This is a genomic window from Chromobacterium sp. LK11 (assembly GCF_001043705.1).
Classification (GTDB): Bacteria; Pseudomonadota; Gammaproteobacteria; order Burkholderiales; family Chromobacteriaceae; genus Chromobacterium; species Chromobacterium alkanivorans.
In genome coordinates this window covers 69097-81905 of sequence record NZ_LDUR01000006.1, presented here as the reverse complement: position 1 = coordinate 81905, position 12809 = coordinate 69097, and the positions used below count along the sequence as shown (strand labels likewise).

16 protein-coding genes are annotated in these 12809 nt (G+C 68.9%); 3 read left to right on the top strand and 13 right to left on the bottom strand.

What is annotated here, in order from left to right:
* Positions 1 to 42: 42 nt before the first annotated feature.
* Positions 43 to 906, bottom strand: coding sequence for a LysR family transcriptional regulator (locus VK98_RS03665; protein WP_048412734.1), 864 nt, complete (start codon positions 904 to 906; stop codon positions 43 to 45).
* 97 nt (positions 907 to 1003) lie between these two features.
* Here VK98_RS03665 and VK98_RS03660 point away from each other — a divergent pair, with 97 nt between their 5' ends.
* Complete coding sequence (locus VK98_RS03660) at positions 1004 to 1912, top strand: DMT family transporter (RefSeq protein ID WP_048412733.1); 909 nt, start codon at positions 1004 to 1006, stop codon at positions 1910 to 1912.
* A gap of 7 nt (positions 1913 to 1919) precedes the next feature.
* On the opposite strand, the gene VK98_RS03655 is transcribed toward VK98_RS03660, so the two are convergent.
* The 11 genes from VK98_RS03655 to VK98_RS03605 form a co-directional block, all read right to left on the bottom strand.
* Complete coding sequence (locus tag VK98_RS03655) at positions 1920 to 2732, bottom strand: DUF2145 domain-containing protein (protein WP_231589198.1); 813 nt, start codon at positions 2730 to 2732, stop codon at positions 1920 to 1922.
* Entirely contained in the window at positions 2719 to 3177 is a 459-nt protein-coding gene (locus VK98_RS23595) for a hypothetical protein (protein WP_048412732.1), read from the bottom strand. The genes VK98_RS03655 and VK98_RS23595 overlap by 14 nt, the downstream gene beginning before the upstream one ends.
* A 61-nt stretch (positions 3178 to 3238) precedes the next feature.
* Positions 3239 to 5965, bottom strand: coding sequence for a DEAD/DEAH box helicase (locus VK98_RS24330; protein ID WP_053077199.1), 2727 nt, complete (start codon positions 5963 to 5965; stop codon positions 3239 to 3241).
* 40 nt (positions 5966 to 6005) lie between these two features.
* The gene (gene hemL / locus VK98_RS03640; RefSeq protein ID WP_048412731.1) at positions 6006 to 7283 is read right to left on the bottom strand and encodes a glutamate-1-semialdehyde 2,1-aminomutase; all 1278 of its coding nucleotides are present in this window, start codon (positions 7281 to 7283) and stop codon (positions 6006 to 6008) included.
* Between the two features lie 155 nt (positions 7284 to 7438).
* Entirely contained in the window at positions 7439 to 7900 is a 462-nt protein-coding gene (locus tag VK98_RS03635; protein ID WP_048412730.1) for a CYTH domain-containing protein, read from the bottom strand.
* A 12-nt stretch (positions 7901 to 7912) separates the two neighbouring features.
* Positions 7913 to 8383, bottom strand: a complete 471-nt coding sequence (locus tag VK98_RS03630) for a hypothetical protein (RefSeq protein WP_048412729.1) — start codon at positions 8381 to 8383, stop codon at positions 7913 to 7915.
* 12 nt (positions 8384 to 8395) lie between these two features.
* Positions 8396 to 8842, bottom strand: a complete 447-nt coding sequence (locus tag VK98_RS03625) for a CopD family protein (protein WP_048412728.1) — start codon at positions 8840 to 8842, stop codon at positions 8396 to 8398.
* Positions 8809 to 9198, bottom strand: coding sequence for a glyoxalase/bleomycin resistance/dioxygenase family protein (locus VK98_RS03620; protein WP_048412727.1), 390 nt, complete (start codon positions 9196 to 9198; stop codon positions 8809 to 8811). Before VK98_RS03620 ends, VK98_RS03625 begins: the two co-directional genes overlap by 34 nt.
* Entirely contained in the window at positions 9195 to 9551 is a 357-nt protein-coding gene (locus VK98_RS03615) for an MmcQ/YjbR family DNA-binding protein (RefSeq protein ID WP_048412726.1), read from the bottom strand. The genes VK98_RS03620 and VK98_RS03615 overlap by 4 nt, the downstream gene beginning before the upstream one ends.
* A gap of 2 nt (positions 9552 to 9553) precedes the next feature.
* Entirely contained in the window at positions 9554 to 10372 is an 819-nt protein-coding gene (locus VK98_RS03610; RefSeq protein ID WP_048412725.1) for a M48 family metallopeptidase, read from the bottom strand.
* An 88-nt stretch (positions 10373 to 10460) separates the two neighbouring features.
* The gene (locus tag VK98_RS03605) at positions 10461 to 10625 is read right to left on the bottom strand and encodes a rubredoxin (RefSeq protein WP_039756174.1); all 165 of its coding nucleotides are present in this window, start codon (positions 10623 to 10625) and stop codon (positions 10461 to 10463) included.
* A gap of 108 nt (positions 10626 to 10733) precedes the next feature.
* Between VK98_RS03605 and VK98_RS03600 the strand changes: the two genes are divergently transcribed.
* Together VK98_RS03600 and thiE are read left to right on the top strand one after the other, a co-directional pair.
* Entirely contained in the window at positions 10734 to 11576 is an 843-nt protein-coding gene (locus tag VK98_RS03600; RefSeq protein ID WP_048412724.1) for a hydroxymethylpyrimidine/phosphomethylpyrimidine kinase, read from the top strand.
* Positions 11560 to 12186, top strand: a complete 627-nt coding sequence (gene thiE, locus VK98_RS03595; RefSeq protein ID WP_048412723.1) for a thiamine phosphate synthase — start codon at positions 11560 to 11562, stop codon at positions 12184 to 12186. The genes VK98_RS03600 and thiE overlap by 17 nt, the downstream gene beginning before the upstream one ends.
* A gap of 52 nt (positions 12187 to 12238) precedes the next feature.
* Here thiE and VK98_RS03590 read toward each other — a convergent pair whose 3' ends face one another.
* On the bottom strand, positions 12239 to 12523 hold the full coding sequence (locus VK98_RS03590) for a hypothetical protein (RefSeq protein WP_156187748.1): 285 nt from the start codon (positions 12521 to 12523) through the stop codon (positions 12239 to 12241).
* Positions 12524 to 12809: the final 286 nt, after the last annotated feature.

The following is a 12809-nucleotide window of genomic DNA, read 5'->3' as shown; positions in this document are numbered from 1 at the left end:
CAGGCGCGGCGGCATAAGCTCGCCGCCGCGCAGCGCGCCGCTCTAGTTTTCTGCGCCTAACAGCAGCCGCTGCAAGGCGTCCAATGCCGGCTGACGCAGCCCGCGGCGGCGGATCAGCGTAGTCTGGGCCTGGCCCAGGTCTGCCGGTAGCGGATGGGTGGACACCTGGGCCGCCATTAGCGGCATGCTGTCCAGCAGGCTTTGCGGCAGCAAGGCCAGCCCCATGCCGCTGGCGACGCAGCTGAGCATCGCGTGGTAGGAGCCCAGCTCCACCAGTCGGCGCGGCTGTACGCCCTGGCGCTGCATCCACGCTTCCAGCCGCTGGCGGTAGGCGCAGCCGTGGCCAAACGTCAGCAGCGTGGCTTCGCTCAGCGTGCGCAGCGACAGCTCGCGCTGCCCGGCGGCGGCCACCAGCACGATGCTCTCCTCGAACACCACGGCCTGGTCCAAGCGCTCGTCGCCGGCCGGGCCGCTGACCAGCGCCGCGTCCAGCCGGCCTTCCAGCACCGCGCGCCGCAAATCGTTGGACACGCCGGCCTGCAACTCCAGCTGCACCGCCGGATAACGGCGGTGGTAGTCGGCCAGCACCGGGGCCAGCCGCGAGGCGGCGGTGCTTTCCATCGCGCCCAGCCGCAAGTGGCCGGCCGGTTCCGCGCTGGTCACCGCCTGGCGCGCTTCCTCGGCCAGCGCCAGCAGCCGCTCGGCGTAGTCGCCCAGCCGGCGTCCGGCCTCGGTGGGGATCAGCTTCTTGCCTTCACGCAGGAAGAGTTGCACGCCCAGCTTGTCTTCCAGCTGGCGCAGCCGGGTGGTGACATTGGATTGCACCCGGTTCAGCCGGGCGGCGGCGCGGGTCACGCCGTCTTCCTGCAGCACGGCCTGGAAGATGCGCAGTTCGTCCAGTTCCATCGTTCTCTCCACGAGATTATCTGAATCATAATAATTCATTTTTTAGAATGACGCGCGCGAGCTAGCATGCAAGCATTCCCATTCCCGGAGAGTGCATATGTCCACCGTTTCCTCGCGCCAAGGCTATCTGGCCGCTTTCGGCGCCGTCGCCATCTGGACCGGCTTCAACATCGTGTCGCGCATCGCCGGCAAGAGCGCGCTGACCGGCACCGACATGCTGGCGCTGCGCGTCGGCGTCGCCACGCTGATCCTGCTGCTGTGCGGCGGCTTGCCGAGCGGCGCCTTGCGCGACGCGCGGCTATGGCTGCTGACCCTGTTGGGCGGCCTGGGCGTCAGCCTGTTCGCCTACAGCGGCTTCAAATACGCGCCGGCGGCGCACGGCGGCCTGCTGCTGCCGGGCATGCAGCCCTTTCTGGTGGCCTTGTTCGCCTGGTGGCTGACCGGGGAGCGCCTGCGGCGTCACAAGCTGCCCGGCTACGCGCTGATCGGCGCCGGCCTGGCCCTGAGCGCGGTGCCGCTGTTCGCCGGCGCCGGCGGCAACGCCTGGATCGGCGATCTGCTGTTGTTGCTGGCCTCTTTGAGCTGGGCGGCTTTCGGCGTGCTGGCGCGGCGCTGGGCCTACCCGGCCTGGCCGCTGACGCGGGCGATCACCATCATGGCGGCGATGCTCTATCTGCCGATCTATCTGCTGTGGCTGCCCAAGCATCTGGCGGCGGCGCCCTGGCCGGCGCTGTTGTTCCAGGCGGCGTATCAGGGCGGCGCGGCGGCCATCGTGGCGATGTTGCTGTATCTGCGCGCCATCGCGGCGCTGGGCGCGGTGCGGGTGGGGATGTTGTTCGCGCTGATTCCGGTCCTGGCCGGCTTGCTGGCGGTGCCCTTGCTGGACGAGCCGCTGACCGGTTACCTGGCCGCCGGCCTGGTCTGCGTCAGCCTGGGCGCCTGGTTGGCGGCGCGGGAGCCGGCAGCGCTTGCACCGGCTGTGCCGGCGGCGTGCGGCGCCCGCTGAGATCAAGTCAGGGCGCGGGGATTTCCAGCACTTGCCAGCCCTCCTTGCGGGCCTGCAGGAAGTTCATCACCGAATCCACGGTCACGGTCTGGATGCGGTCGGCGTAGCGCATCTCGCTGGGGTGGTCGTCGAAGGCGACATTGGCCTTGAACATGCGGCCGCCCAGCCGCGTCAACGGCCCCAGCTTGAGCTCGGTGGGCGCGTAGCCGTTGAGCTTGAGCCACATCTGCGCCTGTTCGCGGTTGGCGATGCGGGCCTCCCGGCTGGCCGAGGCCGCCAGCGTCTCCAGCACCCAGGTGTTGGAGTTTTCGTAGCGGGTGGCGAAGGGGTAGGCCAGCAGGCTGTATTGCGGGGTGTGCAGCTCGCGCAGCCGCGGCGGCGCTTGCAGCCGTTCGCGCAGCCGCGCGGCCAGCGCCGGCGGCGGCAGCAGCGCCACCGATTCGAAGGAGTGCATATCGTCGAGGAAGAAATTGCCCAGGCCCTCGTACCACAGGTCGGAACTGGCGCTGCCGCAGTCGTTGAGCAGATGGGCGACGCGCCAGCGGCCTTCCGGCTGCCGGTAGGCGATGCCGACATGGGTGTAGCGCAGCTTGAAGCGCGACAAATCCTGGCCGATGCGGCCGATCACCGCGACGCCGCCGCCGCTGGCGTCCAGTTTCTGTCGCAGCTGTTCGGCGGCGGCCATCGCCTTGCCGAAGGTGGCCGGGGTGATGGTCTGCTGCTCGCAACTGCGGCCGGCCTGGGCGGCTTGAGGCAGCAGCAGGCAGAGCGCCAGGCCCAGGCCGGCGAGGCGGACGGGCAGAGCGTCAGGACGGGACACGATTGTGCTCCAGCAGGGCTTCGCCCAGTTTGTTGGGGATGAAGGCCAGCACTTTGCCGGAGGTCACCAGCATGGTGCCGCTGGCCACCGCGCTCACTTGCACCGAGGCGCCGACCGCCGCGCCGGTGGCTTTCAGCGCCTTGCCGGACAACTCCACCACCAGCTTGGCGCCGCCCTGCACCGCGTCCAGCGACATCTTGACGGTGTCGCCGGCGCCCTGGGCCAGGCCGGTGATCACATAGGCGCTGCCGGTCACCGCCAGCACCGGGGCCATCAGCGACTCGCCCTTGCCCTGGGCGCTGCCGGCCACGCTGATCGCCGGCGCGGCGACGATGGACAGGGTGCCGACGGAGATTTTCTCGGAGGCAGTGTCGGTCTGGGACAGGCCGGCCCAGGCGGGCAGCGCGGACAGCAGCAGGCTGGACAGCAGGATGGCTTTGCGCATGGATAATCCTGAATCAGTGAAATGACGCCAGCTTGCCCTTTTTATGACAAAAGGGCAATGATCAGTCTTGGCGCAATAGTGCCAACAGCGCCGCGCCGTCCAGCCGCGCGCTGAGGTCGCCGCCGTCCAGCAGGCTGTCAGCCAGCTCGCGCTTGCTGGCGTGCAGCGCCACGATCTTTTCTTCTATGGTGTGCTGGGCCACCAGCCGGTACACCGTCACCGGCCGCTGCTGGCCCATGCGGTAGGCGCGGTCGCTGGCCTGGTCCTCCACCGCCGGGTTCCACCACGGGTCGAGGTGGATCACGTAGTCGGCGGCGGTCAGGTTGAGGCCGGTGCCGCCGGCTTTCAGGCTGATCAGGAACACCTCGCCGTCGCCGGCCTGGAAGGCGTCCATGCGCGCCTTGCGCTGCGCGCCGGGCACCGCGCCGTCCAGGTATTGGTAGCGGATGCCTTGCTGGTCCAGCCAGCGGCGAACGATGGCGAGGTGATCGACGAACTGGCTGAACACCAGCGCTTTGTGGCCGTTGTCCAGCAGCTCCAGCATCAGTTCGCGGAACAGCGTCTGCTTGGCGGCGGGCAGCGCGCTGTCCGGTTGGGTCAGCGTCGGGTGGCAGCAGAAGCGGCGCAGCCGGGTCAGTTCGGCCAGCACCTGCATCGCGCCGCCCTCGGCCTCGCCCGGCTGGGCCAACTTGTCCAGCGCCTGCTGGCGCATCGCCTCGTAGACCTCCATCTCCGCCTCGCTCAGCGGAATGGCGCGGGTGATGTCGGTGCGCGGCGGCAGTTCGGTCAGCACCTGTTGCTTGGTGCGGCGCAGCAAATAGGGGCGGATCAGCGCTTTCAGCGCTTCGCGGGCGTCCTCGTCGCCGTCGGCGATGGGCTGGGCGAAGCGCTGCTGGAATTTGTCTTCGTTGCCCAGCAGGCCGGGCGCGACGAAGCGGAACAGGCTCCACAACTCGCCCAGGTGGTTTTCCACCGGGGTGCCGCTGGCGGCCAGGCGGAAATCGGCGTAGAGCGCGTGGGCGGCCTGGGCGCGCTGGCTGGCGGCGTTTTTGATCGCCTGCGCCTCGTCCAGCACCACGCTGGCCCAGCGCACGTCGGCGAAGGCGTCGGCGTCGCGTTGCAGCAGGCCGTAGCTGGCCACCACTAGATCGCCGGGGCCGGCGGTGTCCAGCCGCCGGTGCTGTTGGTAGGGAAGCAGCCGCAGGCCGGGCGCGAAGCGGGCGGCTTCGGCCAGCCAGTTCAGCGCCACCGAGGTGGGCGCCACCACCAACTGCGGGCCGAGCGCGGCGCGGCTGAGCAAGAGAGCCAGCGTCTGCACCGTCTTGCCCAGGCCCATGTCATCGGCCAGGCAGGCGCCGGCGCCCCAGTGGGCCAGCCGCGCCAGCCAGTTGTAGCCTTGTTGTTGGTAAGGCCGCAGCGTGGCGCGCAAGGCGGCCGGCACTTCGGGCTCGAAGTCTTGCAGCGACTGCAGCCGTCGCCATTGCTCCTGCCAGCCCGCGTCGCCGTCGAAGGCGCCGGCCTCGGCCGCCAGTTCGCCCAGCCGCGGCGCGGCCAGCGGGCTCAGCCGCAGGCCGCCGGGCGCGGCGTGGTCGGCCAGCAGCGTCAGCTGGCGCAGGCGCGCGGCCAGCGAGTCGGACAGCGCCAGCCAGTCGCCGTCGGACAGGCGCAGGTAACGGCCGGGCTGGCCGGCCAGCGCTTCCAGCAGGTGGCGCAGCGCCAGGATATTGCCGTCGTCCAGCCCCAGTTCGCCGTCCACTTCCAGCCAGCCGCCCTTGCGTTTGGCGCTCAGTTTCAGCTGCGGCAGGCCGACGCCGGCGCGGATGCGCTGCCGCTGGCCGGCCGGCCATTCGCACTGCAGGGTGTCCGCGTCCAGCGCTTGCAGCGCGGCCAGCAGGTCTAAGGCCGCCTGTTGGCCGTCCACCACCCATTCGTCGCCGTCGCGGCGCGCGGCGGCGAGCGTCGGGCAGGCGGCGTGGACCCGGCGCAGGCGGGCGCGTTCGGCGGGAAGGTCGCGTTTGAGTTGCAGGGCGGCGCCGTCCACGCTCACCACCAGGCCGGGCGCGCCGCGGCCGGGCGCGTACAGCGCGCTGGCCGGATGCGGGCGCACTTTCAGCTGCAGCCGCAGGCCAGAGTCGTCCAGCCGCAGCAACGCGCGCAGAACGGCGTCGGCCGGCTGGCTGGGCAGGCTGTCGTCGAAGCTGGCGCTGACATCGTGCAGGGGCAACTCCGGCGCGATGTCGCGGATGGCGTCCAGCACTTTCTTGCGGGCATGCCAGGGCAGGCTCAGGCTATGGCCGAGCAGGGCGGCGATCTGGCGCACTTCCTCGTCCAGCCGGTAAACCGCGAGCCGGTCCGGCGCCAGCTTGCGCCACAACACGCCGGCGCAGGCGGCGATGCCGGGCGGGCTCAGCCGCAGCGCGATCTGCTCGCCCTGGCGCTCCAGTTCCAGCGCCACCTGGCCGGCTTCTACCCGCAGCGGCTGTTCCGGCGCGTCGGCCCAGTACAGCGCCGGGTGGCCGACCAGCAGCGGCAGCGCGGCGAGCGCGTCCAGCGCCGCGTGGTTGTCGGCGGCGATGTCGGCCTGCAAGGCGGCCAGCGCGCGCAGGATCAGCCGGTCCTGGCCGCTGAGCCAGTCCAGGCCGTCCTGTTCGGCCAGCAGCCTGGCCAGCGGCAAGCGCCGGCCGCGGCCGTAGCCGTCGGGGCCCGGCGTTTGCTCGCAGGGCTGCAGTTCGACGCCGGAGGCTTCGACGCGCAGCCGCCAGGCCAGGCGGGAGGGAGGAGTGTGCATGCGGGAAGGCGCCGCCGCGCGGAGGCGGCGGCGTTCAGGCTTAGACGCGGCTCAGCGCGCGGCCGGCGGCGGCGATGGTCTGCTCAATGATCTCGTCGCTGTGGGCGCTGGAGACGAAGCCGGCTTCGTAGGCGGACGGAGCCAGGTAGACGCCTTCGTCCAGCATCGCGTGGAAGAAGCGCTTGAAGCGTTCGATGTCGCAGCGGGTGGCTTCGGCGTAGGACTTGGGCGCGTGTTCGCTGAAGTAGAAGCCGAACATGCCGCCCACGCTGTCGCTGCTCAGGGTCACGCCGGCCGCGCGCGCGGCGTCGGCCAGGCCCTGGGCCAGGCGCGCAGTGCGGCGGCCCAGCGTTTCATGGAAGCCCGGCTGCTGGATCAGCTTGAGGGTGGCCAGGCCGGCGGCCACCGACAGCGGATTGCCGGACAGGGTGCCGGCCTGGTAGACGTTGCCCAGCGGCGCGATGCAGGCCATGATGTCGGCGCGGCCGCCAAAGGCCGCCAGCGGCATGCCGCCGCCCACCACCTTGCCCAGCGTGGTCAGGTCCGGCTTGACGCCGTGCAGGCCCTGGGCGCAGTTCAGCGCCACGCGGAAGCCGGTCATCACCTCGTCGTAGATCAGCACCGCGCCGTGCTGTTCGGTCAGGCTGCGCAGCGCCTGGACGAACTCGGCCGAGGGCTGGATCAAATTCATATTGCCGGCGATGGGCTCCAGGATCACGCAGGCGATCTGGCCGCCGATTTCGCGGAAAGTCTTGTCCAGTTGTTCGACGTCGTTGTACTGCAGCACCAGGGTGTGTTTGGTGCAGTCGGCCGGCACGCCGCCGGAGGACGGGTTGCCGAAGGTGAGCAGGCCGGAGCCGGCCTTGACCAGCAGGCTGTCGGAGTGGCCGTGGTAGCAGCCTTCGAACTTGACGATCAGATCGCGGCCGGTGAAGCCGCGCGCCAGGCGGATCGCCGACATGGTGGCTTCGGTGCCGGAGGAGACCAGCCGCACTTGCTCGATCGAGGGCAGCAGCTTGCGGATTTCCTCGGCGATCAGCACTTCGCCCTCGGTGGGCGCGCCGAAGGACAGGCCGCCGACGGCCGCTTGCTGCACCGCGCTCACCACCTCCGGGTGGGCGTGACCGACGATGGCCGGACCCCAGGAGCCGACGTAGTCCAGATACTGTTTGTCGTCGGCGTCCCAGAAATAGGCGCCTTCGGCGCGCTTGACGAAGCGCGGCGTGCCGCCTACCTGGCCGAAGGCGCGCACCGGCGAGTTGACGCCGCCGGGGATGGATTTCTTGCCACGTTCAAACAGTTCCAGATTGCGGGACATGTGCGTTTCCTTGTCGGGCGGCCGCGGCCGCGGATGTATTCGGATTGGGGCGGGCGCGAAGCCCGCCGTCGGCCGCCATTTTAACCGAGGCCGGCGGCCGGGGGGTGTGGATAAGTCAAAGCTTGGGCGAGGCGCTGTGGATAAGCGGGGAGAGACTACCAGCGGCTATAGGGGTTCTTGGACAGATAGGCGTTGGTGTAGTGGCCGTCCTCGGTGACTTCCTCGCCTATCCAGGCCGGCTGATCGAAAGGGGTGCTTTCATCCGGCAGTTCGATTTCCGCCAGCACCAGGCCGGCGTTGTCGCCGAAAAATTCGTCCACTTCCCAGATGAAGCCGCCGTGTTCGATGCGGTGGCGCAGCTTGTCCACCACCATCGGACACATCGCCGCCATGATGGTTTGCGCGTCGGCCAGCGGCACCGGGTATTCGAATTCGTGGCGGCTGACGTTGCTGATATTGCTTTTCAGCGTCAGCCAGGCCTGATCTCCGACCACGCGCACGCGCACGGTGCGCTCCTTTTCCACCGACAGATAGCCCTGGCGATATTGCACGCCGGGGGCCAGGCCGCGCCAGGCGTCGCCGACGACGACGAAGCGGCGTTCGATTTCCACAGCCATGTATACGTACTCCTAGCGGGCGATCTGTTCGCCCTTGGGTTTACCGCAGGCCTCCGCCCGCGGCGAGATCTGCAGATACAGCGACAGGCTGCTTTGCTGGGGCACCACGCCGCTGCTCTGGCCGTAAGGCGTGGCGCGTTGCGGCCAGCTGCCCACCAGTTCCGGCTGAGCGCCGATCAGGGTCTGGGCGCTGACCACGCGTTTGCCGTCCTGGTCGCTCCAGCTGGCGCTGGCGCTCAGCAGCGGCTTGTGCTGGGCGCGCGCCGCGGCGATGGTGCCGCCGACGCTGAGCAGGGCGTCGCCCACTTCGCGCTGGCCGGAGAAGGCGCCCTTGGCGTCCACGCACATCGGCAGCCGCAGCAACTCGGCGCCGTCGCGGCGCAGCGTGGCGACCACTTCCGGCGGCAGCGCCGGTTTGGGCGGCAGCGGGGTGGCGGCCCAGGCGGGCAGGCAGCCCAGCCACAATGCAATCCATTTGCGCATGCGTCGATCTCCTTAGAATGGTTTGACCACCACCAGGATCACCACCGCCAGCAGCACCAGCACCGGCAGCTCGTTGAACACGCGGAACCAGCGGTGGTCGCGGCGGTTGGTTTTGGCGGCGAAGTCGCGGTAGAGCTTGCCGCACCAGCCGTGGTAGCCGACCAGCAGCAGGACCAGGGTCAGCTTGGCGTGCAGCCAGCCGCCGCCGATGCCGAAGCCCAACCACAGTCCAAGACCGGTGGCCAGCGCCAGCGCGCCCAGCGGAGTCATGAAACGGTACAGTTTGCGCGCCATCAGCAGCAGGCGCTGGTATTCGGCGTCCTGCTCCGCCAGCGCCAGATTGACGTAGAGGCGCGGCAGGTAGAACAGCCCGGCGAACCAGGACACCACGAAGAAGATGTGAAAGGCTTTCAGGTAAAGGTAGCTCACGATGTCCTTGTGCTTGAAGAGGGCGTCCATGGGCCGCGCAAACCGATGCAATTGCCCCATGGGTCCCGCAATTGGCAGATGCCCAGTTGATCTTCTATCGCCTGCGGGCCGCGATACAAGGCGGCGCCCAGCCCGGTCAGCCGATGGATGTCGGCGTCCAGGTCGCCGCTGCGCCAATAGACGACGCTGCCGGCCGCGCCTGAGCCCACCTTGGCGTCGGCCCGCACGATTTCCAGCCGGACGCCCTGCCATTCCAGGCAGGCGAAGTCGAACTCAGGCAGGTCTACGGCTTGCGCCGATGGAAAAGCCCGCTGATACCAGGCGAGTCCGGCGCGCCAATCGGCGACGTGAATCAGCACCGCGGCGATGGGCCCGGCTGCGCTCACGCGCTGGCCTCGTAGCGTTGTCTGACCGCCTTGGGCAGTTTGGCCAGCACCAGCCGGCGCGCGTCGGCGAGGCCGTCGTGCAGCTGCTCCAGGCTCAGCGCCTCCAGCGACGATACCTCTATCCAGCGCGCCCGCGCCAGATACGGCGCCGGCCGCACGCCGGGCAGGCCGCTGAGGACCAGAAAGTCGTCGTCGGCCACCTTGTACATCACCGAGTCGTCGTGGAACAGGGCGAACATCTTGCGCTCCAGACTGAGCACGCGCCGGGTTTCCCATTTGACGTCGAACTCGGCGCCCGGCAGGGCGCGGGCCCGGGCCAGCAGCGCGTCCACATCCTCTTTGCGCAGGGCCATGTTCACGCCTTCTTCGCCGCCTGGTACAGCGGCATCACTTGCGGGATGCGCTGCTGCAGGTCGCGGATGCGGGTGGGACCGGACGGGTGGGTGGACAGGAATTCCACGCCGCCGCCGTTGCCGGCGGCCTGCATCTTGTTCCAGACATTGACCGCGGCGTTGGGGTCGTAGCCGGCGCGCGCCATCAGTTCCAGGCCCATGATGTCGGCTTCGGATTCCATGGTGCGGCTATTGGGCTTGGACAGCGCCACGTCGGCGGCCATCGCCGCCATGTCCATCTGGCTCTGCCTGAGGCCGGCCACCGCGCCCACCAGGGACAAGCCCACTTGCTGAGCGTAGGCCTGGCTCATGCTTTCGCGCGAGTGCTCGCGCAGCGCGTGCGAGATTTCGTGGCCGATGACGGCGGCCAGTTCGGCGTCGCTCAGCTTGAGTTTGGTGATCAGGCCGGAGTAGACCATGATCTTGCCGCCGGCCATCGCGTAGGCGTTGGGCTCGTCGTTGCGCATCACATTGACTTCCCAGCGCCATTTGGCGGCGTCGGGGCGGAACACCGGCGCCTGGGCGATCAGGCGCTGGGAGATCTTGCGCACCCGCGCCGTCATCGCCGCGTCGGCGTTGAGCTGTCCGGCGGCGCGCGACTTGCCCAGCTGCTGGGCGTAGGACTTGGCCGACATCTGCTCCACTTCCTGGCTGGACAGCAGCATGGTCTGGCCGCGGCTGACGCCGACGGCGCCGCCCTGGGTGGTGTTGACCTGGGCACAGCCGGCGAGGGCGGCGGCGACCAGCAGGCCGGCCAGGGTTTTGCTCCAGAAACTTTTCATTGCGGTATGGCCTCTTGAGCGCCGGGCGTCGCCTGGGCGGCGAGCGGCGGCGCGGCGGAAGATCGCGGCGGACGCGGGCGGCGCCGGCTCAGATTTCCACCATTTCGAAATCGTCCTTGCGCGCGTCGCAGTCCGGGCAGGTCCAGTTGGGCGGAATGTCTTCCCACTTGGTGCCCGGCGGGATACCATCCTCCGGACGGCCGGCTTCCTCGTCGTAGATAAAGCCGCAGATCAGACACATCCAAGTACGCATCGCATCACCTTGTGATCGAGTAAAACAGTTATTCTAAGAGTGGTCCGCGACACTGACAATGCGCCCGCCGGCCGCTCCGACCCTATACAGAACGAAGAGGTTTCAGTCTTGACCACTCAGCCCACTCCTCCCGTGGTCCTCACCCTGGCGGGCTCGGACCCTTCCGGCGGCGCAGGCATCCAGGCCGACATTCTGACGCTGGCCAGCCTGGGATGCCATCCTTTGTCGGTGATCACCGCGATTACGGTGCAGGATACCGTCGGCATCAATGACTTTATGGTGCTGGACGCGGACTGGGTCAATGACCAGGCGCGCTTTCTGATGGAAGACATCCCGGTCACCGCTTTCAAGATAGGCATGTTGGGCAGCGTGGAGAACGTGGCGGTGGTGGCGCAGCTGATCGCCGACTACCCGGACATCCCGGTGGTGCTGGATCCGGTGCTGGCCAGCGGCGGCGGCCACGAACTGGCCGACGAGGACTTGATCGCCGCGATGCGCGACATGTTGATCCCGCAGGTGTCCATCCTGACGCCCAACAGCATAGAGGCGCGCCGCATCGCCAGCAACGACGCCGACGAGGACGAGGATTTGACGCTGGAGCAGTGCGCGCAGCGCATCCTGGCGCTGGGCTGCCCGCATCTGCTGATCACCGGCACCCACGAAAACACCAAGGAAGTGGTCAACCAGCTGTACGGCCCCGGCGGCCTGGTGCGCTCCGACAACTGGGAGCGCCTGCCGGGCAGCTACCACGGTTCCGGCTGCACGCTGGCCTCGGCCATCGCCGGCATGCTGGCCACCGGTTTGTTGCTGCCGGAAGCGGTGCGCGAAGCGCAGGAGTACACCTATCAATCCTTGCTGAACGGTTTCCGGCCCGGCATGGGCCAGTTCCTGCCGGACCGCATGTTCTGGGCGCGCGGCGACGACGAGGACGACGATGCCGGCCAGGCTTAAGGGGCTGTACGCGATCACGCCGGACACCGAGGACAGCGCGAGACTGTTGAGCCTGACGCAGGCGGCGGCGCCGCACATCGACATCCTGCAATACCGCAACAAGAGCCCGGACGCGGCTTTGCGTCTGGAGCAGGCGCGGACGCTGGCGGAGCTGTGCCGGCGCAGCGGCGTGGTTTTCATCGTCAACGACGACGTGGAGCTGGCGGCGAGGGTTGGGGCCGACGGCGTGCATTTGGGGCGAGACGACGGCGCGTTGAGCGCGGCGCGGCGGCGGCTGGGCGCCGGCGCGCTGATAGGCGCGTCTTGCTACGACAGCCTGGAGCGGGCGCGGCGGGCGGTGGAGGCCGGCGCCAGCTATGTCGCCTTCGGCGCGGTGTTTCCTTCCGGCACCAAGCCGGACGCGGCGCGCGCGGAGTTGGGCCTGTTCGCCGCCGCGCGGACTTTGGACGCGCCTCTGGTGGCGATAGGCGGCATTGACGCCGGCAACGCCGAACGGGCGCTGGCGGCCGGCGCGGACGCGATCGCGGTGATAGGCGGCGTGTTCGGCGCGGCGGATCCGGCCGCCGCGGCCCGGGAGCTGGCGGAAATCTGCCGCCGGAACGGGCGCTGAACGCAAAACCGCCGCGCATGGCGCGGCGGGTGGGCGATGCTCTGACTCGGGCTTAGATTGGGCTGGGCCGCGAACTGCCGTCGATCAAGGCCTTGCTGACCTCGCCGGGCTTGATGATGCCGTGCTCCACGCTGTACGCCAGCAGCTCAAGCAGGTAGTCGTGGCGGAAAATCAAGGATCCTTCCCATTCGCTGCCTTGCTCGCCCTGGATGGCGGGCAGGGTGATGATCACGCGTTCGCCTTCTATCGTGTCCAGCGCGAAGGCCTCCACGTTTCTGGCGATTCCCGATAACGATCTTGCAGAATGCTTGCCATAATTCAAGGCGCGTATGCTCATTGCTGACTCCTGTCGCATCATGGTTTCTCTTTGGCCCGCGTTGATCTTGAAATGGCCGCCGCGCCGTTTCCCTGGCGTCGCCTTGCCGGCGCCGGCCGCCTTGGGCGGCGCGCGTGGCGGAAGACGGAGTTGGCGTTGCGCAGGGGGCTTGGCCTGACGGCGTTTCAAGTTTTTTATTGTCGAGCGGCCGGCATCCCGGTGTGGCGCCGCGGCGTCGCGCTGGAGGCGCGAGCCGGCGAGATGCGCCGGCCGTTCGGCTTCGCCGCGTGATGGGCCGGCGATATCG

Coding starts and splice junctions, on each gene's coding strand:
- VK98_RS03625 (WP_048412728.1), bottom strand. CDS start 8,842: ATGGACGCCCTCTTCAAGCACAAGGACATCGTGAGCTACCTTTACCTG.
- hemL (WP_048412731.1), bottom strand. CDS start 7,283: ATGTCCCGCAATCTGGAACTGTTTGAACGTGGCAAGAAATCCATCCCC.
- VK98_RS03660 (WP_048412733.1), top strand. CDS start 1,004: ATGTCCACCGTTTCCTCGCGCCAAGGCTATCTGGCCGCTTTCGGCGCC.
- VK98_RS03635 (WP_048412730.1), bottom strand. CDS start 7,900: ATGGCTGTGGAAATCGAACGCCGCTTCGTCGTCGTCGGCGACGCCTGG.
- VK98_RS03665 (WP_048412734.1), bottom strand. CDS start 906: ATGGAACTGGACGAACTGCGCATCTTCCAGGCCGTGCTGCAGGAAGAC.
- VK98_RS03630 (WP_048412729.1), bottom strand. CDS start 8,383: ATGCGCAAATGGATTGCATTGTGGCTGGGCTGCCTGCCCGCCTGGGCC.
- VK98_RS03590 (WP_156187748.1), bottom strand. CDS start 12,523: ATGAGCATACGCGCCTTGAATTATGGCAAGCATTCTGCAAGATCGTTA.
- VK98_RS03610 (WP_048412725.1), bottom strand. CDS start 10,372: ATGAAAAGTTTCTGGAGCAAAACCCTGGCCGGCCTGCTGGTCGCCGCC.
- thiE (WP_048412723.1), top strand. CDS start 11,560: ATGCCGGCCAGGCTTAAGGGGCTGTACGCGATCACGCCGGACACCGAG.
- VK98_RS03605 (WP_039756174.1), bottom strand. CDS start 10,625: ATGCGTACTTGGATGTGTCTGATCTGCGGCTTTATCTACGACGAGGAA.
- VK98_RS23595 (WP_048412732.1), bottom strand. CDS start 3,177: ATGCGCAAAGCCATCCTGCTGTCCAGCCTGCTGCTGTCCGCGCTGCCC.
- VK98_RS03615 (WP_048412726.1), bottom strand. CDS start 9,551: ATGGCCCTGCGCAAAGAGGATGTGGACGCGCTGCTGGCCCGGGCCCGC.
- VK98_RS24330 (WP_053077199.1), bottom strand. CDS start 5,965: ATGCACACTCCTCCCTCCCGCCTGGCCTGGCGGCTGCGCGTCGAAGCC.